Raw genomic sequence first — 22,676 nt, 5'->3', positions numbered from 1 at the left:
TTGTGCGGCATGTCAGCCGCAGCGGTCAGTGGCGTTGGGTGATTCAAGTTTCACTCTGCCTGTGATGTTGATCACAACCTTCTTTAGGGCCATGCCTCGACGACAGAGAACGAAGGAGCCATTGAGGCTATGAGTCGTGCCGTCGGGCTTGAAAGTTAGGTGGGGTTGCTTACGAAAGTTGCTCCAACTCCATTGATAGTTACTACCGATCATTGAAGCCCGAAGCGGAGAATCGCCATCGTCAAGTGCCCCGTTTCCATTGAGATCATCAAATATAAAAACTGGGCCGCTCCAGTTTGTTTCACCGCTACAGGTTCCATATCCCGTGCAGATACTTACCGGTCGCCGTCTGTTGATCGCTGTGCTTCTTGCGAAATGGATGTCTGCGAGGAGCTGATCCAGTAGTGTCCGTTCTCGAACCGAGTCGAGGGTTGCGGTGAACGCTGGTACTGCCACGGCAATTGATATGGCAAGTACAGTAAGCGTGACAATCAGCTCGATAAACGTGAAGCCTTGATTTCGGTTCGCCATAGTGCGGTTCCTTTGCACGTATGATGCTCAGCCGTCCTGGCTGCTGTTTGTTCACTCGCGTACGCGAGATGCACAGAGGCTCTTTTAAAGCAGCCTGCCCGTCAGTCCAAGCGAGGGCTGGCGGAAATGTGAACCAGATGGTTGGAGAAACGTGTGAATCAAGAAGTGATCGTTGTCGGCGGCGGTGTCATCGGGCTGCTGTCTGCCTATCGACTGGCAGAGGCAGGCAAGGCAGTGTCATTGCTGGAGTCCGGTGCTGTTGGCAGCGAAGCCTCGTGGGCCGGTGGCGGGATTGTTTCGCCGTTGTATCCGTGGCGCTACAGCCCGGCGGTCACTGCGCTGGCGCACTGGTCGCAGGATTTCTATCCGCAGCTGGGTGAACGGCTGCTGAGCGAGACGGGGGTGGACCCCGAGGTGCATGTGACGGGCCTCTATTGGCTGGACCTGCATGACGAGGCGGAGGCGCTGAGTTGGGCTGAGCGTTATGGTCGGCCACTCACCTCGGTATCGATGGAGACCGTGCGCCAGGCTGTGCCATCGCTGGGTGAGAGTTACAAGCGCGCCGTTTACATGGAGGGTGTCGCTAATGTCCGTAATCCCCGCCTGCTCCGTGCGCTGCGCGAAGCGCTGCGGCAGCTGCCGAATGTGAATGTGATTGAGCAGTGCCCGGTGAAAGGTTTCCTGCGCGACGGTACGCGCATCGTGGGCGTGCAGACGGCGCAGGGCGAGATGCGGGCGGATCAGGTTGTAGTGGCGGCCGGCGCCTGGAGTGCACAGCTGCTGGCGACGCTGGGGCTGGAGATTCCGGTCAAGCCGATGAAAGGGCAGATGATTCTCTTCAAGTGCGCCGAGGACTTCTTGCCGAGCATGGTGCTGGCCAAGCGGCGCTATGCGATTCCGCGGCGCGATGGCCACATCCTGGTTGGTAGCACCCTGGAAGATGTCGGCTTCGACAAGACGCCGACCGAAGACGCGCTGGAAAGCCTGAGGGCAACAGCGATCGAGCTGCTACCGGCGCTGGCCGACGCGCAAGTGGTCAAACACTGGGCAGGGCTGCGGCCGGGTTCGCCGGATGGCGTGCCTTATATAGGACCGGTGAGCGGCTTCGACGGGCTGTGGCTGAACTGCGGGCACTTCCGCAACGGGTTGGTGCTGGCGCCAGCGTCGTGTCAGCTGCTGGTCGACCTGATGCTTGGGCAGGCGCCAATCGTGGATCCATCGCCCTATGCACCGGCCGGGCGTATCGCCGATCAGAAGAGCTGATCGGCCCTTCGCGGTACTCCGGTTTCACGAGCAGTCCGGGTTTCATATGCGTCGCCCGGACTCTGTTCTGCTACCAACTCGCATTGCTGGTAAATTAGCCGGCACTTCGGCTCTGCCAGGCAGAGCCAGATTGGCGAGTGAGGTTTGTGTGGCGAAGAAAACCACTTCCCTGGCCGGCCTGAGCGGTCTGGTCTATTCCACCGATGCCGGTCGGCATTGTCCTGAGTGCAGTCAACCGTTGGGTAGTTGCATCTGCAAACAGAGCGTTTTGCCCGAAGGCGATGGCATTGCGCGGGTGCGCCGCGAGAGCAAGGGGCGGGGCGGCAAGACGGTGACAACCATCAGTGGCGTTCCCTTGCCCGAGACCGAGCTCAAGGAGCTCGCCAGCGCGCTGAAACGCCGCTGCGGCACGGGCGGCGCGCTGAAGGACGACGTCATCGAGATCCAGGGCGATCACGTTCAGCTGCTGATCGACGAGCTGAGCAAACGTGGCTTCAAGGCCAAGAAGTCCGGTGGCTGAGCGCCCATGTGACACCTCCGCCAATTTTCACCATTTTCTGCATATCGGCTGTCGAAGCCGCATAGCCTTCGCCGGGAGCCTCTGCTCGCTGCGAAATAGTCAATTTCTTCCGGGAGGCCTCGATGCCTGTACGACGTACACGTAAAGACGACGGTAGCCAGTGGACCGCTGCCGACAGCCGCAGTATCTACGGCATTCGCCACTGGGGCGCAGGGTATTTCGCGATCAGCGACGAGGGCAATGTCGAGGTACGCCCGCAAGGACCGAGCGGCGAGCCGATCGAGTTCAACGGCCTGATCGAGCAGCTGCGAGAAGCGGGGCTGTCGCTGCCGTTGCTGGTGCGTTTCCCCGGCATTCTGCAGGACCGCGTGCGGCGTCTGACCGGTGCCTTCGATGCCAACATCGAGCGCATGGAATACGCAGGTAAGTACACCGCGCTTTACCCGATCAAGGTCAACCAGCAGGAAGCGGTGGTGGAAAACATCATCGCCACGCAGAACGTTTCCATCGGCCTGGAGGCGGGCTCCAAGCCCGAGCTGATGGCCGTGCTGGCGCTCGCCCCCAAGGGCGGCACCATCGTCTGTAACGGCTACAAGGACCGCGAGTTCATCCGCCTGGCACTGATGGGCCAGAAGCTCGGACACAAGGTATTCATCGTCATCGAGAAGGAGTCGGAGGTCGGACTGGTGATCGAGGAGGCCAACGAGCTCAAGCTGACGCCGCAGGTCGGTCTGCGTGTGCGCCTGTCGTCGCTGGCATCGTCCAAGTGGGCCGACACCGGTGGCGAGCGGTCGAAGTTCGGCTTGTCTGCGGCGCAGCTGCTCTCGGTGATCGAACGCTTTCGTGCGGCGGAAATGGATCAGGGCATCCGCTTGCTGCACTTCCACATGGGTTCGCAGATCGCCAATCTGGCCGACTACCGTCAGGGCTTCCGTGAGGCGATCCGTTACTACGCAGAGCTGCGCGCGCTGAACCTGCCGGTGGATTACATTGATGTTGGCGGCGGTCTGGGCGTCGATTACGACGGTACCCACTCGCGCAATGCTAGCTCGATCAACTACGACATCGACGAATACGCCGGTACCGTGGTCGGCATGCTCAAGGAGTTCTGCGAGGCACAGGGCCTGCCGCACCCGAACATCTTCTCCGAAAGCGGACGGGCGATGACCGCGCATCATGCGGTGCTGGTCATGCAGGTCACTGATGTCGAGCGGCACAACGACGAGCTGCCGGTGATCGAAAACTACGACGAACTGCCGGAGATCGTGCAGTCGCTGGCCGATCTGCTCGGACCGACCGACCCGGAAATGGTCACCGAAACCTACTGGCGCGCCACCCACTACATGAGCGAGTCCAGCGCGCAGTACGCGTCCGGCAAGCTGACCCTGGCGCAGAAGGCGCTGGCCGAGCAGAGCTACTTCGCCATCTGCCGTCGCCTGTATAACCAGCTCAAGGCTCGTCAGCGTTCCCATCGGGCAGTGCTCGACGAGCTCAACGACAAGCTGGCGGACAAGTACATCTGCAATTTCTCGGTGTTCCAGAGTCTGCCGGACACCTGGGCGATCGACCAGATCCTGCCGATCGTACCGCTGCAGCGGCTGAGCGAGGAGCCGGTGCGGCGCGCGGTGCTGCAGGACCTGACCTGCGATTCGGACGGCAAGATCAAGCACTACGTCGACGAGCAGAGCATCGAAAGCAGCATGCCGGTGCATGAGGTCGCGCCTGGCGAAGAGTACTTCCTCGGCGTGTTCCTGGTGGGCGCTTACCAGGAAATTCTTGGCGACATGCACAACCTGTTCGGCGATACCGACTCGGTGAACGTCTATCAGCGTGAGGACGGCAGCTACTACCACGCCGGCATCGAGACCCACGACACCATCGAGGACATGCTGCGCTATGTGCACCTGTCGCCCGAGGAGCTGATGACCTACTACCGCGACAAGGTTGCCAGCGCCAAGCTGAGCGCCAAGGAGCGCACCCAGTACATCGATGCTTTGCGTTTGGGGCTGACGCGCTCTTCCTATCTGACGCCCTAATCGACCAGCCCGGCGTCAGCCGGGCATGACGCCAAAGCCGCGCGCCATCAGCGCGGCCAGCAACGGGATCAGTAAGAGCAGTAGCAGCTCCAGGCGAATGGTCAGCTTGACCCACCTGGCGCTGCTGTTCGACATGATCGGTGTCTGGCCTGCGGACAAGGCCGGGCGCCAGCGCAGGAAGGTCAGGGTGGGATAGATGGACAGTACCGCGACTACCACGAACAGGCCGACCTTGGCGTGGAACAGGCTGTTCTTCAGGTAATGGTCCAGGCCTTTGCCATAGAGGATTGCCCGGGTGGCTCCGCTGGCCAGTACCGCCGCCGCGGTGATGCCGAAGGCGATGTCGATGCGAAACAGGCTGCGCGCGCGCTCCAGCGTCAGCGGCTGACGGAACAGCTGGTGCTCCAGCAGCAACAGGGCAAAGAGCAGGAATATCGCCAGAAAATGCAGATAGGCGGCGATGGCGTACGCCATGTTCAGTGTCCCTCGGAGTGTGTGGTGCTTGGCGCGCCCATGGTAAACCAGGCTCCGCGGCGCTGCAGGCGCTGAGCGAGCACACCCAGGCAGACGCCGCGCATCAGCATGAAGCTCAGAAATGCCAGCCACAAGCCGTGATTGCCAAGCCCCTGCAGTAGCCAGCCCAGCGGCAGCGTCAGACCTACCGCCAGGAGCATGCTGTTGCGCATTTCCCGCGCGCGGGTGGCGCCGATGAACAGCCCGTCAAGCAGATAGCTCCAGACCGCGATCAGCGGCAATGCCGCCAGATAGGGCAGGTAGGTCAGCGCGGTCTGGCGTACCTCGGGAATGTCGGTCTGCAGCTGGATGAACAGCTGGCCGCCAAGCAGGAAGAACAGGCCGAAGGCGACACTGGCCAGCAATGACCAGCCCCCGGCGACCACCATCACTCGCTGCAGCGCGTCGCGGTTGCGGGCACCGATGGCATGCCCGGCCAAGGCTTCCACGGCATGCGCCAATCCATCGAGGGCGTGCGCGGTCAGCAGTAGGCCGTTGAGCAGCAGCGCGTTGGCGGCGACCGTCGCATCGCCTAGGCGCGTGCCCTGTACCGTCACCAGGAGAAACACCAGTTGCAGCGCCAGGGAGCGCAGGAAGATGTCGCGGTTGACCGCCATCAGCGGCCGCCAGCTCAGCCAGCGGCGCAGCGCGCGAGTATCGAGTCGGCCGGGGTAGCGGGCCAGGGCCTTGCGGGTGAGGGCCAGGCCCAGCAGCGCGCCGCTCCACTCGGCGATTACCGAGGCGCGGGCGGCGCCGGCCACTCCCCAGTCGAGGCCGAGCACGAACCACAGATCCAGCACCACGTTGATGAGGTTCGTGGTCAGCAGAATGGCCAGTGGTGCGCGAGCATTCTGGGTGCCGAGGAACCAGCCGATCAGCGCATAGCTGGCCAGTGCCGCGGGCAGGCCGAACAGGCGTGTGTGGAAATAGTCGCGGGTGAGTTCGTCCAGTTCGGCAGACGGCTGCATGAGCTGCAAGGCCGCGCCTTTCAGTGGTACGCCGATTGCGCCCAGCAACAGCGCGAAACCCAGCGCCAGCAACAGCCCCTGCAGCAGAATCTGGCGCAGCGCGCCGCCATCATTGCGGCCTGCAGCCTGGGCGGCGAAGCCCGTTGTGCCCATGCGCAGGAAGCCCATCACCCATACCAGCAGCGTGTAGAGACTGCCGCCGACTGCTACCGCGCCCAGCTGATGGGCGTGCGGCAGATGGCCGATCACGCTGCTGTCCACCAGCGCTACCAGCGGAACGGATAGATTCGAGAGGATCATCGGCGCTGCCAGCGCCCACACCTTGCTGTGGGTGGGCGCATCGCGCCAGGCGGCAAGCATGCTGGACATTTCGGGCCTTCCGGGACGGCCCGGCACTATACGTCGCATCGAAAAAAGAGGAAAAGCCGGGCCTGCTGGCAAACCGGGGCGGTAGCACTCAACGACTGCGGCCGGGACTCAATGGATCAGCCAGCTCAGCAACCACAGGCCGAGAAACAGCCAGACCAGCCCGCCGATGATCGAGCCGCGAAAGAACGCGCGTACCGCGGCGACCAGCAACAACAGGCCGATCGCCAATGCCACCAGGCTGATCAGCGAACGGTCCATGCCCAGCGTGCGCGCGAGCCCCTCGAGGAAGTTGTGTCCGGCTCGGGCAAACAGACCAAAGAAATCGCCCAGCGCCTCGACGATGAAGCGTATGACCGAGCCAAGCGCCTGTCCCAACCATTCGAAGAATCCTTCTACCCGCATGTATCGCTCTCCTGAAACGTTCGATTGCCGTGCGCAAGCACAGCCCTGCGTATTGGGCTGTCTGGCACGCCCGAGAGTTCCGGATCGCCGCTGCCGTGCTGGAACCGGTGGGGAAGAATCGCGGTCGTAGTGTCGCTGTATGGATCGGCGCTGGGCTTGTTGCACCCGCCTTCATGCGGCTGCAACACGACCCAGGCAACCTGCCCACGATCCCCTGAACGAGAACACCATGATGCGAGCCCTTGCCAGAGCGCAGCTGGGACGAGTTGCGGCGCAGCGCCCGACCTGGTGGTACGGCTGCGCGCTTTTCGCGCTGCTCTACGCCGCCACCACCGTTCACCTCGATGAGCGCTTGTTCTACACATTGAAAACCACCTGGCATGAAGCCAGCTGGGAACGGCGCAGCCTCTGGCTACCGGAATATCAGGTAAAGATCGATGCGCTGCCGGTGGCGACGGTGGACAACAACCTTTCCGGGCTGACCTATGACGAGCGCCGCGATCATCTGTGGGCGGTGGTCAACAATCCTGAGGAGCTGCTCGCTCTGGGGCGTGATGGCAGCTTTATCGCGCGCTATCCGTTGCAGGGGTTCGAGGATGTCGAGGGAATTACCTATCTCGGCGACGACCTGTTGGTGGTAACCGAAGAGCGTCAGCAGTCATTGGTTGTCCTGGCAGTCCCCAGGGTTGCCGGGCCGTTGCTGCGTGCGGACGGGCGCTCCATCACCCTGGCCCTTGGCGATGCGGAGAACTCCGGTTTCGAAGGCGTCGGTTACGACCGAGCGGGCGATCGTCTGTTTGTGGTCAAGGAGCATTCACCGCGCAAGCTCTACGAAATCCAGGGCATCAAGCGCAGCTTGGCAGGTGACATGGATATCAAGATCATCGACCGCGAGGCCTGGATCGAGAAGCTGGACATGGCCACTGATCTGTCGTCGGTGCATTTCGATGAGCAGACCGGTCACCTGGTGCTGCTCAGCGACGAGGCGAAGATGATGCTGGAGCTCGATGCAGAAGGCGAGCTGGTCAGCTTCCGCTCGCTTTGGAGCGGTTTTGCCGGGCTCGAACGCAGCGTGCCGCAGGCCGAAGGGATGACCTTCGATGGGCAGGGCAATCTCTATCTGGTCAGCGAGCCCAACCTGTTCTACGCCTTCGAGCACGAGTGAGCGCCTGCGCCTGCCTGCTAGCCGCGCTGGATCAGCCAGACCCCGGCGAAGATCAGCAGCAGGCCGGCTACCTTGCCCAGGCTGATGCTCGATTGGCGAAAGCCGGCCCAGCCGAAATGGTCCAGTAGCAGGGCGACGAACAGCTGACCGGCCAGTAGCAGCGCCATGAACAGCAGCGCTCCGGTGCGCGGCGCGGCGAATGCTGCCGTGGCAATGAAGAATGCACCGAGCAAACCGCCAGACCAGTGCCACCAGTTCAGGCTCTTCAGCGTCTGCAGGGCGGGTACGTCACGCTGGACCAGTACGATGACGAACAGCGCCAGGGTGCCCACGGCGAAGGAGAGCAACGCCGCACCCATCACATTGCCTAGTTGGCGCGCCACCTGTCCGTTGATGCCCGCCTGCAGCGGCAGCAGGGCGCCGGCAATGAACGGCAGGGTGAGTAACCACCAGGCAACGGTAGGCATGTCGGGTCTCCAGAATCAGGGGCGCGACAGTATGGCGAGCACGGCTGCGGCTCGCCAGCACCATGAAGGACTCGTCAGGAAAACCTCAGCGCGGCGGATACTGCGACAGTACCCGCATCACCAGCTCGCGGATGTTGCCGGCGCGTTCGTCGGGTGTCCCGGGACGGCTGCGCAACACCTGCTCGGCGCTGCCGCGCCAGACCAGCTTGCCGTCGCCAGCGTCATACAGATCGATCTGCAGCGTGCCGACCTGGTAGTCGATGGTGCGGGTATCGGTAAACATCGGCCCGCCCCAGTAGCCGTACCAGGGATTGCCCCAGGCGCCGGAGGTGGTGGTGTATTGCTGGGTGCGCTGGTCGACGATGTACCAGGCCTGCACCTTGATGTCCGCCACTTTGCCGGCCGTGGCAGGCCGCAAGCCTTGCTGATCGAGCTGTTCGGCGATCGCGCCGCGGATGCGCTGCTCGGTCAGGTCGCTTTTGATCCGCGGGTCGTCAGGCCGATACTGCAGCGCCGGTTCCTGCCAGGTCCAGGCTCGATAGGCGGAGAAGTCGCGCGTCGGGTCGAAATCGCGCTGCACCTGCGGGCCCTGGCAGGCGGCGAGCGCGAAGAGGAGAGGTATCAGCAAAAGGCGACGCAACATGATCGTTCTCCTGGGTGGCGTCTGCTCAGTCTAGGCCTGGCGACGGTGTTTGCTCTGCGCCTGCTTGCCGCATTCAGCGTGGCGGATAGTCTTCGAGGGCGCGCTCCACAGCCTGGCGCAGCGCATCCTGCTGTTTGGCCCGACTGCCACTGATCCGCGCTTCGGCGCGGTTGCTCCAGACGGCCTGGCCCGAGGCTGCGTCGAACATCTCGATACGCACCGAAACCACCTCTTCCTCGTAATTGCGCACGATGGGTACGCTGGTGCCAACCCCATAACCGGAGCCGTAGCCGCCGCCATAGCGACCGACGCCGACCTGCGGGCCATAGTGATCGTAGGTCTGGCGCACCCGCGTCTCCTTGCTGGCGCCGGCTGAAACCAGCACGTCTGCGGAGCCGTTGCCGGTGCCTCCGGATGCGGGTCGCAAGCCGCGGTGATCGAGCGCGCCGGCCACCATCTCCTGCAGCTCTTCGCCGCTGATCGACGTGGTGCCGGCGGGCGGTGTGCGCCAGCCCCAGCTCTGGTAGCTGGAAAAGTCGCGTGGGGCGGCCGGGTAGATGGGCGACTGGATTTTCTCGATTGGCGGTGCCGGTGGGATCGGCGCCGACTCTTCGGTGTAGGGATTCTTGCTCTGGCAGGCCATCAGACCCAGGCAGAGCAGCGGCAGAAATACGCGGATCGACATGAAGACCTCCCGGTCGGCTCAGCGCGGCCGACACAGCCAGTGCAGGTAGCGCCCCAGGCCGCTGAAGGTCGGATGGCGGCGGTAGGCCAGCTCCATCTCGATCAGCTCGGCCGGCTCGGTGCGGGCCTGGAAATCGGCGGGCATGTAGTCATGGAATACGCGCACGCCACTGCTTGATTCGACCCGCCAGTACGGTGCGAGTTGCGCCGCCAGTTCGCGTGGGTCGAGCGGCTGCTGCGGCGTCAGGCTCTGTCGCTCGCCGGCGTAGCTCTGGCTGCGCAGTTTCTTGAAGTGACCCTTGAGCAGGTTGCGATAGATCAGCGCGTCGCGGTTGTAGAAGGCCAGCGACAGCCAGCCATCTTCGGCAACCAGGCGATGCAGCACTGGCAGGATCGCCTGGGGCTCGGCCAGCCATTCCAGCACCGCATGGCAGATGACCAGATCGAAACGGCCCTCGACGTGGTTTTCCACGTCCTGCCAGGGTGCCTGAATGAAGGTGGCCTGCTGGCCGGCTGCGGCAAACTGCTTGCGAGCGCCGTCCAGCATCGGCTCGGCTGGCTCGGCCAGGGTCACATCATGGCCCTGCTGTGCGAGCCAGAGGCTCATATGGCCGAGGCCGGCACCAATATCCAGTACACGCAGCGGGCGCGGCGGCAGAATTTCCGTCAGGTCGGCCTGCAGCACGGCGAGGCGGATCGCGCCTTTGGCACCGCCGTAGATTTTTTCGGCGAAGCGCGTGGCGAGTTCGTCGAAGTGGCGGTCGCTCATCGGGCAAAGCGCCTCTCGTTGTCGGCCAGCTTGGCCAGCAGCGCCTGTTCCATGTCGATGCCCAGCTCGCTGCACATCAGCAGCAGGTACATGAGGATGTCGCCGACTTCCTGACCGGCGTGCTCGAGCTTGTCGGCTGATAGCCGGCGCGACTCGTCCTCGCTCTGCCACTGGAAGATTTCCACCAGCTCGGCCATTTCCACGCTCGCGGCCATCGCGAGGTTTTTCGGGCTGTGAAAGCGCTGCCAGTCGTTCTGATCGCGGATGGCATGCAGGCGTTGGGTGATCTGTTCGATGTTCATCTGGGGCGGGGTGGGCTCGTTGGGGCGACAAGCTTCCGTCAGCGCGGCAGCGCCCGCAAGGGGCGGATCAGGGACGCCGCACTTTCAGCTCGCGCTCGATGGCGATCACGCCGGGGCGGTAGTCGCTCTGCTCGATGGCGCGGATCGCCTGTTCCAGGGTTCGCTCGGCGATCTGCTCGTGCTGCTGGGAAATCGCGTTGACCCGGATCGGCAGGAAGTCCAACAACTGCGCGTCACCAAAGGTCGCCAACCGCAGATGCTCCGGCCAGAGCAGATCGCGCTCGCGCAGCGCATCGAAAACGCCTTCCAGCAAGACGTAGGCGGTGGTGATCAGCGCATCGGGTAGCGGGCCGCGGTCCAGCAGGGCGAGCATTTGTTCGCGTCCGCAGGTGCGGCTGAACTGTTCGGCACGCAGGATGCTGACCTGCCCCGTGTGCTGCGACAGTGCCTGGCGAAACCCTTCCTCACGCTGCTGACTGATGGGCAATGCCGGGCGTGCGCTGATCAGGGCGATATGCGCCCGGGCCGGAACTGCCAGCGAGCGGGTGAGCAGGGCGGCCGCTTCGAGGTCATCGCTGACCACCGAACAGAACTGCTCGGCGTCCAGCGCACGGTCGAGGGCGATCACCGGCGTGCCTGCCGCCTGCACCTTGCGGTAGCTCTGGTCGTCGCCTGGTAGGCAGCTGGCGACGATCAGCGCATCGCAACGGCGCGAGCGCAGCAGCTGGATGAGCTGGCGCTCGGTGTCCGGCTCGTCGTCGGTGCCGGCGATCAGCAACTGGTAGCCGCGCTGCCGTGCGCGCTGTTCGAGCAACTTGGCCAGGCGTGCGTAGCTGGGGTTTTCCAGATCCGGAACGATGAAGCCAAGGGTGCGCGACTGCCCGCGGCGCAGGCCCGCGGCCTGCTGGTCGAGCTGAAAGCCCTGCTGTTCGGCCACGGCCATCACTCGCTCGACCGTGGCCGGGCTGATACGGCGCTGTGCGGCCTTGCCGTTGAGCACGTAGCTGGCAGTGGTTACCGAAACGTTGGCGAGGCGGGCGATGTCGGTCAGTTTCAACAGAGGGTCCTGAGACGGGTGGTATGAACTCGGGCTTCTAGAATTACCCAATATTGCGTAATGTGCCAGCCTTAAGGTGAAACGTTTCAGCAGTGTTCCGGTCTGAAGCGCCAGCCCAGGATTCGGGCAAAGCCGACGCAACCGTCGGCCACAACAATCGCGAGCCCCGCAGGAGTTCTCCATGCTTGAGTTGAATGCACAGCACATCCATATGCATCAGGCGGCGGCGGACAAGCCTGCCGCGCTGGCCCTGCTGGGCGAGGTTCTGGTCGCCGACGGGCTGGTTGCGGCCGGTTATCTGGAAGGGCTGCGTGCGCGCGAAGCGCAGGGCTCGACCTTTCTCGGGCAGGGCATCGCGATCCCCCATGGCACGCCGGAAACCCGTGATCAGGTGTTCACCACCGGTGTGCGGCTGCTGCATTTTCCGGCGGGCGTCGACTGGGGCAACGGTCAGCTGGTGTATCTGGCCATCGGTATCGCTGCGCGTTCCGACGAGCATCTGCGCCTGCTGCAGCTGCTGACCCGGGCCTTGGGCGAGGGCGATCTGAGCGAGGGGCTGCAGCAAGCGGAGTCTCCGGAAGCCATCATCGGCCTGCTGCAGGGCGCACCGCAGGCGCTGGCGCTGGACGGCGAGCTGGTGTCGTTGGGTGTCGCTGCGGATGATTTCGACGAACTGGCCTGGCAGGGCGTCAAGCTGCTCAAGCGCGCGCAGTGCGTGGAGCCCGGCTTCAACGCCAGTCTGCCGCTTGGCCAGTCGCTGCCGCTGGGGGATGGCCTCTGGTGGCTGAGCAGCGAGCAGTCGGTGCAGCGTCCGGGCCTGGCCTTTGTCACGCCAGTCTCGAATCTCGAGCATCAGGGCCAGCCGCTCAATGGGCTTTTCGTGCTGGCCAGCATGGGTGAAGCGCATCAGGCCATGCTCGAGCGGCTGTGCAACCTGCTGATCGAGGGCCGTGGTCAGGAGTTGAGCCAGGCGACCTCCAGCCGCACGGTGCTCGAAGCGCTGGGCGGTGACGTGCCTGCCGACTGGCCGAGTGCCCAGGTGCCGTTGGCCAACGCCCATGGTCTGCATGCGCGTCCGGCCAAGGTGCTGACCGAGATCGCCCAGGCGTTCGAAGGCGAAATCCGCGTGCGCCTGGCCGGCACTGAGAGTGCTGGAGTATCGGTCAAGAGCCTGAGCAAGCTGCTGGCGATGGGTGCGCATCGCGGCCAGCTGCTGGAGTTCATGGCCGAGCCTGCCATTGCCAGCGATGCGCTGCCGGCGCTGGTGCGCGCGGTCGAAGAGGGCTTGGGCGAAGAAGTCGAGCCGCTGCCGGCGCCCGGTGAGGCGAGCGAGCCGCCCGTCACGGCGCAAGGACCTGCTGAATCGGCCATCGACCAGGCTGCGCTGCGCGCTGGTGATCAGGTGAATGGCATCGCCGCGTCACCGGGCATCGCCATCGGCCCGGTACTGGTGCGCAAGCCGCAGGTGATCGACTACCCCAAGCGCGGTGAATCGCCGGTGATCGAGTTGCAGCGTCTGGATGCAGCGCTGGACAAGGTTCATGCGGATATCGGCACGCTGATCGATGAAAGCCAGGTCGCCAGCATTCGCGACATCTTCACTACGCACCAGGCGATGCTCAAGGACCCGGCGCTGCGCGAGGAGGTTCAGGTGCGGCTGCAGAAGGGGCTGAGCGCCGAAGCGGCCTGGATGGAGGAAATCGAGAGTGCGGCGCAGCAGCAGGAAGCGCTGCACGACAAGTTGCTGGCCGAGCGCGCCGCGGATCTGCGGGATGTGGGCCGCCGCGTGCTGGCCTGTCTGACCGGCGTCGAAGCCGAACAGGCTCCGGACGAGCCCTACATCCTGGTGATGGATGAAGTGGCACCTTCGGATGTCGCCACGCTTAACGCCCAGCGCGTCGCCGGCATCCTCACCGCTGGCGGCGGTGCTACCTCGCACAGCGCCATCATTGCCCGTGCACTGGGCATTCCAGCCATCGTCGGTGCCGGACCGGGTGTGCTCGGCTTGGCGCGCAACACGCTATTGCTGCTCGATGGCGAGCGCGGCGAGCTGCTGGTCGCGCCGAGCGGTGCGCAGCTGGAACAGGCGCGTAGCGAACGCGCTGCGCGGGAAGAGCGCAAGCATCTGGCGAACGAGCGCCGCATGGACGCGGCCGTCACCCGTGACGGCCATCCGGTAGAGATCGCTGCCAACATCGGCGCTGCCGGCGAAACCCCGGAAGCGGTGGCGATGGGCGCCGAAGGCATCGGCCTGCTGCGTACCGAGCTGGTGTTCATGAACCATTCCCAGGCGCCGAATCAGGCTACTCAGGAAGCCGAGTACCGTCGTGTGCTGGAAGCCCTCGAAGGGCGTCCATTGGTGGTGCGTACGCTGGATGTCGGCGGGGACAAGCCGCTGCCGTACTGGCCGATGCCCGCCGAGGAAAACCCGTTTCTGGGGGTGCGCGGCATTCGCCTGAGCCTGCAACGCCCGGACATTCTCGAAACTCAGCTGCGCGCCTTGCTCGCCTCGGCCGATGGCCGCCCGCTGCGGATCATGTTCCCCATGGTCGGCAATATCGACGAGTGGCGCACCGCCAAGGCCATGGTCGACCGCCTGCGCGTAGAGCTGCCGGTGGCCGATCTGCAGGTCGGCATCATGATCGAGATTCCGTCCGCCGCACTGATCGCACCGGTGCTGGCGCAGGAGGTCGATTTCTTCAGCATTGGCACCAATGACCTCACCCAGTACACCCTGGCCATCGACCGCGGGCACCCGACGCTTTCCGGCCAGGCCGATGGCTTGCACCCGGCCGTGTTGCGTTTGATCGGCATGACCGTCGAGGCCGCCCACGCCCATGGCAAGTGGGTTGGCGTTTGTGGTGAGCTGGCCGCCGATGCGCTGGCGGTGCCGCTGCTGGTGGGGCTGGGCGTCGATGAACTGAGCGTGTCGGCGCGCAGCATTGCGCTGGTCAAGGCGCGGGTGCGCGAGCTGGATTTCGCCGCCTGCCAACGACTGGCTCAGCAGGCCTTGATGCTGCCCGGTGCCCATGAAGTGCGCGCCTTCGTCGGGGAGCACTGCTGATGGCTCGCGTGCTGACCGTTACCCTCAACCCGGCCCTCGACCTGACCGTGCAGCTGCCCGCGCTGCGCCTTGGGGAGGTCAATCGCAGCGACAGCCTGCAGGTACATGCTGCCGGCAAGGGCCTCAACGTGGCGCAGGTGCTGGCCGATCTCGGCCATCAGCTGACCGTCACCGGCTTTCTCGGCGAGGGCAATCCGCAGGCCTTCGAGCAGCTGTTCTCCGCGCGAGGCTTCACTGATGAGTTCGTCCGTGTTGCCGGTGAAACCCGCAGCAACCTCAAGCTGGCCGAAGCGGATGGGCGGGTCACCGATATCAATGGCCCGGGGCTCGCCGTGAGCGAGGCGCAGCGCGCCGAGCTGCTGGCGCGGCTGAAGCGTCTGGTCCCGGCTCATGAGCTGGTGGTGGTCGCCGGCAGCTTGCCACGCGGCATCGACAGTCAGTGGTTCGTCCAGCTATTGAACTCGCTCAAAGCGCTCGGCGTGCGGGTGGCGCTGGATACCAGTGGCGCCGCATTGCGTGACGGGCTGGCGACCAGACCGTGGCTGATCAAGCCCAACGAGGAAGAGCTGGCCGAGGCCCGTGGCATCGAGCTCAGCGGGTCGTCGGCGCTGGCGGCCGAAGCGCAGCGACTGCAAGAGGAAGGCATCGAGCACGTGGTGGTTTCGCAGGGCGCCGACGGCGTCAGCTGGTTCTCGCCGGGCGCGGCGCTGCACGCCAGTCCGCCCAAGGTTCGGGTCGTCAGCACCGTGGGTGCCGGCGACTCGCTGCTCGCCGGGATGCTTCACGGTTTGCTGGAAGGCTGGCCGGCCGAGCGGACGCTCACCCACGCCACCGCCATCGCCGCGCAGGCGGTCGGGCAGGTCGGCTTTGGTATCACCGACACGGCGCAACTGGCCGAACTCCAGGCCGCAGTGCGTCTCCAGCCGCTGAGCCAATAAATCGAACAAGAGGTGAAGGAATGAATCTTCTCATCGTCACGGCCTGTCCCAATGGAATGGTCACCAGCGTGCTGACGTCACGCCTGCTTGAAGCGGCCGCCCATCGTCTGGGCTGGTCGACCGCCGTGGAAGTCCACGATCCCAAGGCCATCGGTTCGCCGCTGACCCCGGCACAGATTGCGAATGCCGATCTGGTGGTCGTGGTGAAAACCGGGCCGCTCTCGCTGCAACGCTTCGTCGGCAAGCGCGTCGCTCAATCCACGCCATCCGAGGCGTTGCTCGACCCCGAAGCCTTCCTGCGCAGCGCCGCTGACACTGCCAGCGAGCTGCAGCAGGCCGACGAAGCCGAGGCGGCGCATACCAGCGGCAAGCCCAAGCTGGTCGCCGTTACCGCCTGCCCGACCGGCGTGGCACACACCTTCATGGCGGCCGAAGCCCTGCAGCAGGCCGCGATCCGCAAGGGTTACGACCTGCAGGTCGAAACCCGCGGTTCGGTGGGCGCGCGTAACGTGCTGGAAGCGGATGTCATCGCCGCGGCCGACGTGGTGTTGCTGGCTGCCGATATCGAGGTGGACGTGGCCCGCTTCGCCGGCAAGCGGGTGTTTCGCTGCGGCACCGGTGTCGCGCTCAAGCAACCCGAGGCGACCCTGGACCGCGCGCTGGAAGAGGGTGCGGTGCTCAGCGGTAATGCGGTGGCAACCAGCGCGAGTGGTGAGAAGAAGGGCGAGAAGACCGGCGTCTACAAGCACATGCTGACGGGTGTGTCCTACATGCTGCCAATGGTGGTGGCCGGCGGTTTGCTGATCGCGCTGTCGTTCGTCTTCGGCATCGAGGCATTCAAGGAGGAGGGCACGCTGGCCGCCGCGCTGATGAAGATCGGTGGCGAGACGGCCTTCCAGCTGATGGTGCCGCTGCTGGCCGGTTACATCGCCTATTCCATCGCGGACCGTCCTGGCCTGGCGCCGGGCATGATCGGCGGGCTGCTGGCGGGCACCCTGGGCGCAGGCTTTATCGGCGGGATAATCGCCGGCTTCGTAGCGGGCTACGCGGCCAAGGCGGTCAGTCGCTGGATTCCCTTGCCGGCGAGTATCGAATCGCTCAAGCCGATCCTGATCATTCCGTTGCTGGCGAGCCTGGTCACCGGTCTGGTGATGATCTACATCGTCGGCACGCCGGTGGCGAAGCTGCTCGCCGGGCTTACCGAATTCCTCGACACCATGGGCACGTCCAACGCCATCCTGCTCGGGCTACTGCTCGGCACCATGATGTGCGTCGACCTCGGCGGGCCGGTGAACAAGGCGGCGTATGCCTTTTCCGTCGGGCTGCTCGCCTCGCAGAGCTACGCCCCGATGGCTGCGACCATGGCTGCCGGCATGGTGCCGCCAATCGGCATGGGCATCGCCACGCTGATCGCCCGGCGCAAATTCGCGCAGACCGAACGGGAAGCCGGCAAGGCCGCGCTGGTGCTGGGCTGCTGCTTCATTTCCGAAGGGGCGATTCCTTTCGCCGCGAAAGACCCGCTGCGGGTGATCCCGGCGAGCATCGCCGGTGGTGCGCTGACTGGTGCGCTGTCCATGGCCTTCGGCGCAAAGCTGCTGGCGCCCCACGGTGGGCTGTTCGTGCTGCTCATTCCCAACGCGATCAATCACGCGCTGCTGTATCTCGTGGCGATCCTCGCCGGCAGCCTGGTGACTGGGGTGATCTATGCGGTGATCAAACAGTCGGAGCCGCAGGGGCTGATGGTGCAAGCGCAAACCTGAATAGCTGAAGCTTGACCATCATCAGTACAGCGGTTGCGCGGCGGTCCACACTGGACGCATCACCCATGGAGAATTCGTGATGAGCCAGTTCGACCCCAGCGAGGCGCTTGAGCGCCTATCCAGCGAATACCTGCAGCGAGCCGCTGCGCTGCGCCGTGATCTGGCGCGCGAGCACGATCACGATTCGGCGGAACAGGCGCAGGAGCGGCAGAACGACGACATACTCCGCGGCCTGTTGATCGAGGCTGAAGATGAGTTGCGCCTGGTCGGGCTGGCCCGCCAGCGTGTGGCTCAGGGAACCTATGGTCAGTGTCAGCGGTGCGGGGAGACGATCGCGGAATCGCGCCTGCGGGCGATGCCCGCAGCGGCGTTCTGCCTGAGCTGTGCCGCCCAGCAGGAAGCCTGAGCGGGCGGGTGGGGTGATCCGCAGAGCCGGCATGCCGGCTCTGTTTCAACGCTATTGCTTCAGTGGTGTTCGCGAGTAGCGCGGAATTTCACATCCGGCCAGCGCTCTTCCATCAGGCTCAGGTTCACCCGCGTCGGTGCCAGGTAGGTGAGGTGGCCGCCGCCGTCGATGGCGAGGTTCTCGTACGCCTTGTTCTTGAAGTCTTCGAGCTTCTTCTTGTCATCACACTCGATCCAGCGCGCCGACCAGACGTTGATCGCCTCGTAGGCGCACTCGACCTTGTATTCCTCTTTCAGGCGGCTGGCGACGACGTCGAACTGCAGCACGCCGACCGCGCCGAGGATGATGTCGTTGTTGCGCTCGGGGAAGAACACCTGGGTCGCGCCTTCCTCGGCCAGTTCCTGCAGGCCCTGACGCAGCTGCTTGGATTTCAGCGGGTCCTTCAGGCGCACGCGGCGGAACAGTTCCGGTGCGAAGTGCGGGATGCCGGTAAAGCCAAGGTTCTCGCCCTCGGTGAAGGTGTCACCGATCTGGATGGTGCCGTGGTTGTGCAGGCCGATGATGTCGCCGGCGTAGGCTTCCTCGAGCATCTCGCGCTCGCTGGAGAAGAAGGTCAGGGCGTCGGCGATGCGGACATCCTTGCCGATGCGCGCGTGGCGCAGCTTCATGCCTTTTTCGTACTTGCCCGAGCAGATACGCATGAAGGCGATGCGGTCGCGGTGCTTGGGATCCATGTTCGCCTGGATCTTGAACACGAAGCCGGTGAATTTCTCCTCGACCGGCTCGACCACGCGCTCGTTGGCTGCACGGGCGAGCGGCATGGGCGCCCAGTCGACGACGGCGTCGAGCACGTGATCCACACCGAAGTTGCCCAGCGCAGTACCGAAGAACACCGGAGTCAGCTGACCGCTGAGGAACTCGTCCTGATCGAATTCATGGCAGGCGCCCTGAACCAGTTCCAGCTGTTCGAGAAAGCGCTCGTACTCGTCGCCGATGTGCTTGCGCGCCTCGTCGGAATCGAGCTTCTCGATGATCTTGACCTCGGTGCGCTCGTGCCCGTGCCCCGGCGTGTAGACGATGATGTAGTCGTCCTTGAGGTGGTACACACCCTTGAAGTCGCGGTAGCAGCCGATCGGCCAGGTGATCGGCGCGGCCTTGATCTTCAGTACCGCCTCGATCTCGTCGAGCAGTTCGATCGGGTCGCGGATATCGCGGTCGAGCTTGTTGATAAAGCTGACGATGGGAGTGTCGCGCAGGCGGCAGACGTCCATCAGCGCGATGGTGCGCGGCTCGACGCCTTTACCGCCGTCGAGGACCATCAATGCCGAGTCAACCGCGGTCAGGGTGCGGTAGGTGTCTTCCGAGAAGTCCTCGTGACCGGGGGTGTCGAGCAGGTTGATCATGTGCTCGCGGTAGGGGAACTGCATCACCGAGGTGGTGATGGAGATGCCGCGCTGCTTCTCCATCTCCATCCAGTCGGAGGTGGCATGGCGGTCGGATTTGCGCGACTTCACCGTACCGGCAACGGCAATCGCCTTGCCCATCAGCAGCAGCTTTTCGGTGATGGTGGTCTTGCCCGCATCGGGGTGCGAGATGATGGCGAAGGTACGGCGCTTCGCGACTTCGGCGGCCTGAGTGGTCATCGGAATTAAGGAACCCGTCGACGAGTAGTCGGTCTGTCAAAAAAGGCGGCGATTATAGCGGCAAATGGATTTCGCTGCGGCCCGCACGGCTGCGGAAATCGCCGATTTGTGCAGTTTCCATGACGCTTTGTTTTGAATCGACAACAACTCGAAACGGATGCACCTTCGGGACGTTTTTTTGATTGATCTATGCCCCCCTTGGTCCTAAAGTTCGCGCCCGAACGTCCATGCTGGCAACGATCCATCCGGCTCAAGTACTGACGACGAGAGATCCACCGTGATACTCGGCGACATGCCTTGGGAAGTAGGCGAACCAAAGTGGGGAAACTGATCAGGCGTTCTTGTCAGGGCTGATGCCCTCCATCCCTCATCCGACTTTTGTTTCCCGTTTTTTGGAGTCCCACGCATGACGGTCAAGATCGAAGACTATTACCCTCGCGCCACCTTCCAGAAGATGAAGGCGTTCGCCGACCAGCACGAAACCCCATTCGTGGTGATCGATACCGAAACCATCAGCAAGGCCTACGATGACCTGCGCGCCGGTTTCGAATTCGCCAGCGTGTACTACGCCGTCAAGGCCAACCCGGCGGTGGAAATCATCGACCTGCTGCGCGACAAGGGGTCGAGCTTCGACATCGCCTCGATCTACGAGCTGGACAAGGTCATGTCCCGCGGCGTCGGTCCGGAGCGCATCAGCTACGGCAACACCATCAAGAAATCCAAGGACATCCGCTACTTCTACGAGAAGGGCGTGCGGATGTTCGCCACCGACTCCGAAGCCGACCTGCGCAACATCGCCAAGGCCGCTCCGGGTGCAAAAGTCTATGTGCGTATCCTCACCGAAGGCTCGACCACGGCTGATTGGCCGCTGTCGCGCAAGTTCGGCTGCCAGACCGACATGGCCATGGATCTGCTGATCCTCGCCCGTCAGCTGAAACTGGAGCCGTACGGCATCTCCTTCCACGTCGGCTCGCAGCAGCGCGACATCTCCGTTTGGGATGCCGCCATCGCCAAGGTCAAGGTGATCTTCGAGCGTCTGAAGGAAGAAGACGGCATCGAGCTGAAGATGATCAACATGGGTGGCGGCTTCCCGGCCAACTACATCACCCGCACCAACAGCCTGGAAACCTACGCCGAGGAAATCATCCGCTTCCTCAAGGAAGACTTCGGCGACGACCTGCCGGAAATCATCCTCGAGCCGGGCCGCTCGCTGATCGCCAACGCCGGCATCCTGGTCAGCGAAGTGGTGCTGGTCGCGCGCAAGTCGCGTACCGCCGTAGAGCGCTGGGTGTATGTCGACGTGGGCAAGTTCAGCGGCCTGATCGAAACCATGGACGAGTCCATCAAGTTCCCGATCTACGCCGAGAAGAAGGGTGAGGTCGAGGAGGTGGTGATCGCCGGTCCGACCTGCGACAGCGCCGACATCATGTACGAGAACTACAAGTACGGCCTGCCGCTGAACCTGGCCATCGGCGACCGCCTGTACTGGCTCTCCACCGGTGCCTACACCACCAGCTACAGCGCCGTCGAATTCAACGGCTTCCCGCCGCTGAAGGCTTACTACATCTAAGCCGTAGACGCCGAACAAACGCCCCGCATTGCGGGGCGTTTTCGTTTCTGCGCTTGGTTCACCGCAACTCGTCGCGTCGCCGCGCGTAGGCCACGACGATATCGGCAATCTGCGGCAGCGCAGCGGCTTGCAGGCTGGCCAGTGCAGTTTCGATGAACTTGAGGTGGCCGAGCTCCAGCGCGCGACTCAGCCAATGCCGCGCGGCGTCCCATTGCTGCTGGGCGAGTAGCACGGCGGCATGACTGAACTGACCCCGAAAGTCACCGGCCTCGGCGGAACATTGATACCAGGCGTGCGCTGCCGATACATCCCGAGTCACGCCGCAGCCGTCTTCGAGGCAGCGGCCGGTGAGGTTCATCGATTTGGCATGGCCGAGTTCGGCCGCCTGGCGGTATAGGCGATAGGCCGCGGCTTCATCCTGTGGAATGCCGCGGCCGGTGGCGAGCAGATTGGCCAGGTTGTACATGCCCCAGTCCAGGCCCATTTCTGCTGCGCGGCGGTAGAAATCGGCGGCACGTACAGGATTGGCAGGCATGCCCCAGCCGTGTTCGTGGCAGCGCCCGGCCATGTTGCAGGCCATGGCATGTCCGTGATCGGCAGCGATGCTGAACCAGGTCAGTGCTAGCGCAGGATCTGCCTCAATGCCACGGCCATCCAGGAGGATCTGGCCGAGCAGGGCTTGCGCTTCCAGCTCTCCGGCTGCGGCAGCAGCCAGCACCAGCCGTGCCGCACGCTGGGGTTGTTCAGCGAGGTGCCCGAGCTGTTCGGTGTCGAGCGTCTCCTCGCGGCGCAGAAGATGGGGCATCAGACCTCGACCCAGCGGCGCAGCAGGTTGTGATAGGTGCCAGTCAGTTGCACCAGGGATGGGTGCTCCGGCACGTCGGCGGTCAGCTGCTGGATGGCCTGATCCATCTCGTAAAGCAGCGTGCGTTGGGCGTCTTCGCGCACCAGGCTTTGAATCCAGAAGAACGACGCCAGCCGCGCGCCACGGGTGACCGGCTCGACCTTGTGCAGGCTGGTGCTGGGGTAGAGCACCATGTCGCCGGCAGCGAACTTCACCTGCTGCGTGCCATAGGTGTCGTGGATCACCAGCTCGCCGCCGTCGTATTCGTCGGGATCGCTGAAGAACAGCGTGGCGGACAGGTCGGTGCGCACTCGCTCGGCGCTGTTGCGTACCTGCCGCACGGCATTGTCGATGTGATAACCAAACTCGCCGCCTGCCGTATAGCAGTTGAACAGTGGTGGAAAGACCTTGCTCGGCAGCGCCGCCGACATGAATTGCGGGTGCTGCCAGAGGCGTTGCAGCATGGCTTCGGCTATTTCGCGAGCCAGAGCGTCATCCTCGGCCAGCTGCAGGTTGTGTTTGGCCTTGGCCGACTGATAACCGGCTGTGACGCGGCCGTCCTGCCAATCAGCCTGTTCCAGTGCCGTGCGGATACGACCGGTTTCTTCACGGGAGAACACATTGGCAATGCGTAGGAGCATGGATCACCGACAGGATGTGGAATTGGCGAATGATATTAGTTTGCATTTAGGTGTTTCAGAATGCGACAGAATTTATCAGAATGCGACGTGCTAATAATAGCAATTCGCAGTTGCATCAACT

22 protein-coding genes are annotated in these 22,676 nt (G+C 63.8%); 9 read left to right on the top strand and 13 right to left on the bottom strand.

The window, feature by feature from the left end; all coding sequences use genetic code 11:
- Positions 1-12: 12 nt before the first annotated feature.
- Positions 13-531 carry a GspH/FimT family pseudopilin gene (locus PSEST_RS21880; RefSeq protein WP_157372405.1) on the bottom strand — a complete coding sequence of 173 codons (519 nt, stop codon included), beginning with the start codon at positions 529-531 and terminating at the stop codon, positions 13-15.
- Positions 532-684: 153 nt separating this feature from the next.
- Here PSEST_RS21880 and thiO point away from each other — a divergent pair, with 153 nt between their 5' ends.
- The 3 genes from thiO to speA all read left to right on the top strand — a co-directional run bounded on the left by thiO (position 685) and on the right by speA (position 4,350).
- Positions 685-1,794 carry a glycine oxidase ThiO gene (gene thiO, locus PSEST_RS16370; protein WP_015278086.1) on the top strand — a complete coding sequence of 370 codons (1,110 nt, stop codon included), beginning with the start codon at positions 685-687 and terminating at the stop codon, positions 1,792-1,794.
- 148 nt (positions 1,795-1,942) lie between these two features.
- Positions 1,943-2,314, top strand: a complete 372-nt coding sequence (locus PSEST_RS16365; protein ID WP_015278085.1) for a translation initiation factor Sui1 — start codon at positions 1,943-1,945, stop codon at positions 2,312-2,314.
- A 122-nt stretch (positions 2,315-2,436) separates the two neighbouring features.
- Entirely contained in the window at positions 2,437-4,350 is a 1,914-nt protein-coding gene (speA, locus tag PSEST_RS16360; RefSeq protein WP_015278084.1) for an arginine decarboxylase, read from the top strand.
- Positions 4,351-4,365: 15 nt separating this feature from the next.
- Here speA and PSEST_RS16355 read toward each other — a convergent pair whose 3' ends face one another.
- From PSEST_RS16355 to PSEST_RS16345, 3 genes are all read right to left on the bottom strand, one after another.
- Positions 4,366-4,824 carry a DUF2214 family protein gene (locus PSEST_RS16355; RefSeq protein ID WP_015278083.1) on the bottom strand — a complete coding sequence of 153 codons (459 nt, stop codon included), beginning with the start codon at positions 4,822-4,824 and terminating at the stop codon, positions 4,366-4,368.
- Between the two features lie 2 nt (positions 4,825-4,826).
- The gene (locus PSEST_RS16350) at positions 4,827-6,200 is read right to left on the bottom strand and encodes an MATE family efflux transporter (protein ID WP_015278082.1); all 1,374 of its coding nucleotides are present in this window, start codon (positions 6,198-6,200) and stop codon (positions 4,827-4,829) included.
- 108 nt (positions 6,201-6,308) lie between these two features.
- On the bottom strand, positions 6,309-6,602 hold the full coding sequence (locus tag PSEST_RS16345; RefSeq protein WP_015278081.1) for a hypothetical protein: 294 nt from the start codon (positions 6,600-6,602) through the stop codon (positions 6,309-6,311).
- A gap of 232 nt (positions 6,603-6,834) precedes the next feature.
- On the opposite strand from PSEST_RS16345, the gene PSEST_RS16340 reads away from it, so the two are divergent.
- Positions 6,835-7,767 carry an SdiA-regulated domain-containing protein gene (locus PSEST_RS16340; RefSeq protein ID WP_041757061.1) on the top strand — a complete coding sequence of 311 codons (933 nt, stop codon included), beginning with the start codon at positions 6,835-6,837 and terminating at the stop codon, positions 7,765-7,767.
- Between the two features lie 17 nt (positions 7,768-7,784).
- On the opposite strand, the gene PSEST_RS16335 is transcribed toward PSEST_RS16340, so the two are convergent.
- The 6 genes from PSEST_RS16335 to cra form a co-directional block, all read right to left on the bottom strand.
- Complete coding sequence (locus PSEST_RS16335) at positions 7,785-8,234, bottom strand: DMT family transporter (RefSeq protein ID WP_015278079.1); 450 nt, start codon at positions 8,232-8,234, stop codon at positions 7,785-7,787.
- A gap of 85 nt (positions 8,235-8,319) precedes the next feature.
- Positions 8,320-8,877 carry a DUF4136 domain-containing protein gene (locus PSEST_RS16330; protein ID WP_015278078.1) on the bottom strand — a complete coding sequence of 186 codons (558 nt, stop codon included), beginning with the start codon at positions 8,875-8,877 and terminating at the stop codon, positions 8,320-8,322.
- Positions 8,878-8,950: 73 nt separating this feature from the next.
- Complete coding sequence (locus tag PSEST_RS16325; protein ID WP_015278077.1) at positions 8,951-9,562, bottom strand: DUF4136 domain-containing protein; 612 nt, start codon at positions 9,560-9,562, stop codon at positions 8,951-8,953.
- Between the two features lie 18 nt (positions 9,563-9,580).
- On the bottom strand, positions 9,581-10,330 hold the full coding sequence (locus PSEST_RS16320) for a methyltransferase domain-containing protein (RefSeq protein ID WP_015278076.1): 750 nt from the start codon (positions 10,328-10,330) through the stop codon (positions 9,581-9,583).
- Positions 10,327-10,632: a nucleotide pyrophosphohydrolase gene (locus tag PSEST_RS16315; protein ID WP_015278075.1), complete on the bottom strand. Its 306-nt coding sequence runs from the start codon at positions 10,630-10,632 to the stop codon at positions 10,327-10,329. Before PSEST_RS16315 ends, PSEST_RS16320 begins: the two co-directional genes overlap by 4 nt.
- A 67-nt stretch (positions 10,633-10,699) precedes the next feature.
- On the bottom strand, positions 10,700-11,689 hold the full coding sequence (gene cra, locus PSEST_RS16310) for a catabolite repressor/activator (protein WP_015278074.1): 990 nt from the start codon (positions 11,687-11,689) through the stop codon (positions 10,700-10,702).
- Between the two features lie 181 nt (positions 11,690-11,870).
- Between cra and ptsP the strand changes: the two genes are divergently transcribed.
- The 4 genes from ptsP to PSEST_RS16290 all read left to right on the top strand — a co-directional run bounded on the left by ptsP (position 11,871) and on the right by PSEST_RS16290 (position 17,857).
- On the top strand, positions 11,871-14,753 hold the full coding sequence (gene ptsP, locus PSEST_RS16305; RefSeq protein WP_015278073.1) for a phosphoenolpyruvate--protein phosphotransferase: 2,883 nt from the start codon (positions 11,871-11,873) through the stop codon (positions 14,751-14,753).
- Positions 14,753-15,691, top strand: coding sequence for a 1-phosphofructokinase (pfkB, locus tag PSEST_RS16300; RefSeq protein WP_015278072.1), 939 nt, complete (start codon positions 14,753-14,755; stop codon positions 15,689-15,691). Before ptsP ends, pfkB begins: the two co-directional genes overlap by 1 nt.
- Positions 15,692-15,711: 20 nt before the next feature.
- Positions 15,712-17,451, top strand: a complete 1,740-nt coding sequence (locus PSEST_RS16295) for a PTS fructose-like transporter subunit IIB (RefSeq protein WP_015278071.1) — start codon at positions 15,712-15,714, stop codon at positions 17,449-17,451.
- 79 nt (positions 17,452-17,530) lie between these two features.
- On the top strand, positions 17,531-17,857 hold the full coding sequence (locus tag PSEST_RS16290) for a TraR/DksA family transcriptional regulator (protein WP_015278070.1): 327 nt from the start codon (positions 17,531-17,533) through the stop codon (positions 17,855-17,857).
- Positions 17,858-17,916: 59 nt separating this feature from the next.
- Here the strand turns inward: PSEST_RS16290 and PSEST_RS16285 are convergent, their stop codons facing one another.
- Positions 17,917-19,500, bottom strand: coding sequence for a peptide chain release factor 3 (locus PSEST_RS16285; protein ID WP_015278069.1), 1,584 nt, complete (start codon positions 19,498-19,500; stop codon positions 17,917-17,919).
- Between the two features lie 406 nt (positions 19,501-19,906).
- Between PSEST_RS16285 and PSEST_RS16280 the strand changes: the two genes are divergently transcribed.
- Positions 19,907-21,070 (top strand): type III PLP-dependent enzyme, encoded by a 1,164-nt coding sequence (locus PSEST_RS16280; protein ID WP_015278068.1) that lies wholly within the window; start codon positions 19,907-19,909, stop codon positions 21,068-21,070.
- 58 nt (positions 21,071-21,128) lie between these two features.
- Here PSEST_RS16280 and PSEST_RS16275 read toward each other — a convergent pair whose 3' ends face one another.
- Both PSEST_RS16275 and PSEST_RS16270 read right to left on the bottom strand, forming a co-directional pair.
- Positions 21,129-21,875, bottom strand: a complete 747-nt coding sequence (locus tag PSEST_RS16275; protein WP_015278067.1) for a tetratricopeptide repeat protein — start codon at positions 21,873-21,875, stop codon at positions 21,129-21,131.
- Positions 21,875-22,555, bottom strand: a complete 681-nt coding sequence (locus PSEST_RS16270) for a Fe2+-dependent dioxygenase (protein WP_015278066.1) — start codon at positions 22,553-22,555, stop codon at positions 21,875-21,877. The genes PSEST_RS16275 and PSEST_RS16270 overlap by 1 nt, the downstream gene beginning before the upstream one ends.
- Positions 22,556-22,676 lie beyond the last annotated feature (121 nt).

It is taken from the genome of Stutzerimonas stutzeri RCH2 (genome assembly GCF_000327065.1).
GTDB classification, from domain to species: domain Bacteria; phylum Pseudomonadota; class Gammaproteobacteria; order Pseudomonadales; family Pseudomonadaceae; genus Stutzerimonas; species Stutzerimonas stutzeri_AE.
The sequence above is the reverse complement of the archived record's forward strand: the minus strand, read 5'-3'. Positions and strand labels throughout refer to the sequence as shown.

What these genes read in the sequence shown, in the direction of transcription:
- PSEST_RS16330 (WP_015278078.1), bottom strand. Translation starts at nt 8,877, where the DNA reads ATGTTGCGTCGCCTTTTGCTGATACCTCTCCTCTTCGCGCTCGCCGCC.
- PSEST_RS16335 (WP_015278079.1), bottom strand. Translation starts at nt 8,234, where the DNA reads ATGCCTACCGTTGCCTGGTGGTTACTCACCCTGCCGTTCATTGCCGGC.
- PSEST_RS21880 (WP_157372405.1), bottom strand. Translation starts at nt 531, where the DNA reads ATGGCGAACCGAAATCAAGGCTTCACGTTTATCGAGCTGATTGTCACG.
- speA (WP_015278084.1), top strand. Translation starts at nt 2,437, where the DNA reads ATGCCTGTACGACGTACACGTAAAGACGACGGTAGCCAGTGGACCGCT.
- ptsP (WP_015278073.1), top strand. Translation starts at nt 11,871, where the DNA reads ATGCTTGAGTTGAATGCACAGCACATCCATATGCATCAGGCGGCGGCG.
- PSEST_RS16355 (WP_015278083.1), bottom strand. Translation starts at nt 4,824, where the DNA reads ATGGCGTACGCCATCGCCGCCTATCTGCATTTTCTGGCGATATTCCTG.
- PSEST_RS16315 (WP_015278075.1), bottom strand. Translation starts at nt 10,632, where the DNA reads ATGAACATCGAACAGATCACCCAACGCCTGCATGCCATCCGCGATCAG.
- PSEST_RS16280 (WP_015278068.1), top strand. Translation starts at nt 19,907, where the DNA reads ATGACGGTCAAGATCGAAGACTATTACCCTCGCGCCACCTTCCAGAAG.
- pfkB (WP_015278072.1), top strand. Translation starts at nt 14,753, where the DNA reads ATGGCTCGCGTGCTGACCGTTACCCTCAACCCGGCCCTCGACCTGACC.
- PSEST_RS16350 (WP_015278082.1), bottom strand. Translation starts at nt 6,200, where the DNA reads ATGTCCAGCATGCTTGCCGCCTGGCGCGATGCGCCCACCCACAGCAAG.
- PSEST_RS16290 (WP_015278070.1), top strand. Translation starts at nt 17,531, where the DNA reads ATGAGCCAGTTCGACCCCAGCGAGGCGCTTGAGCGCCTATCCAGCGAA.
- PSEST_RS16295 (WP_015278071.1), top strand. Translation starts at nt 15,712, where the DNA reads ATGAATCTTCTCATCGTCACGGCCTGTCCCAATGGAATGGTCACCAGC.
- PSEST_RS16345 (WP_015278081.1), bottom strand. Translation starts at nt 6,602, where the DNA reads ATGCGGGTAGAAGGATTCTTCGAATGGTTGGGACAGGCGCTTGGCTCG.
- PSEST_RS16275 (WP_015278067.1), bottom strand. Translation starts at nt 21,875, where the DNA reads ATGCCCCATCTTCTGCGCCGCGAGGAGACGCTCGACACCGAACAGCTC.
- PSEST_RS16270 (WP_015278066.1), bottom strand. Translation starts at nt 22,555, where the DNA reads ATGCTCCTACGCATTGCCAATGTGTTCTCCCGTGAAGAAACCGGTCGT.
- PSEST_RS16340 (WP_041757061.1), top strand. Translation starts at nt 6,835, where the DNA reads ATGCGAGCCCTTGCCAGAGCGCAGCTGGGACGAGTTGCGGCGCAGCGC.
- PSEST_RS16320 (WP_015278076.1), bottom strand. Translation starts at nt 10,330, where the DNA reads ATGAGCGACCGCCACTTCGACGAACTCGCCACGCGCTTCGCCGAAAAA.
- PSEST_RS16325 (WP_015278077.1), bottom strand. Translation starts at nt 9,562, where the DNA reads ATGTCGATCCGCGTATTTCTGCCGCTGCTCTGCCTGGGTCTGATGGCC.
- PSEST_RS16285 (WP_015278069.1), bottom strand. Translation starts at nt 19,500, where the DNA reads ATGACCACTCAGGCCGCCGAAGTCGCGAAGCGCCGTACCTTCGCCATC.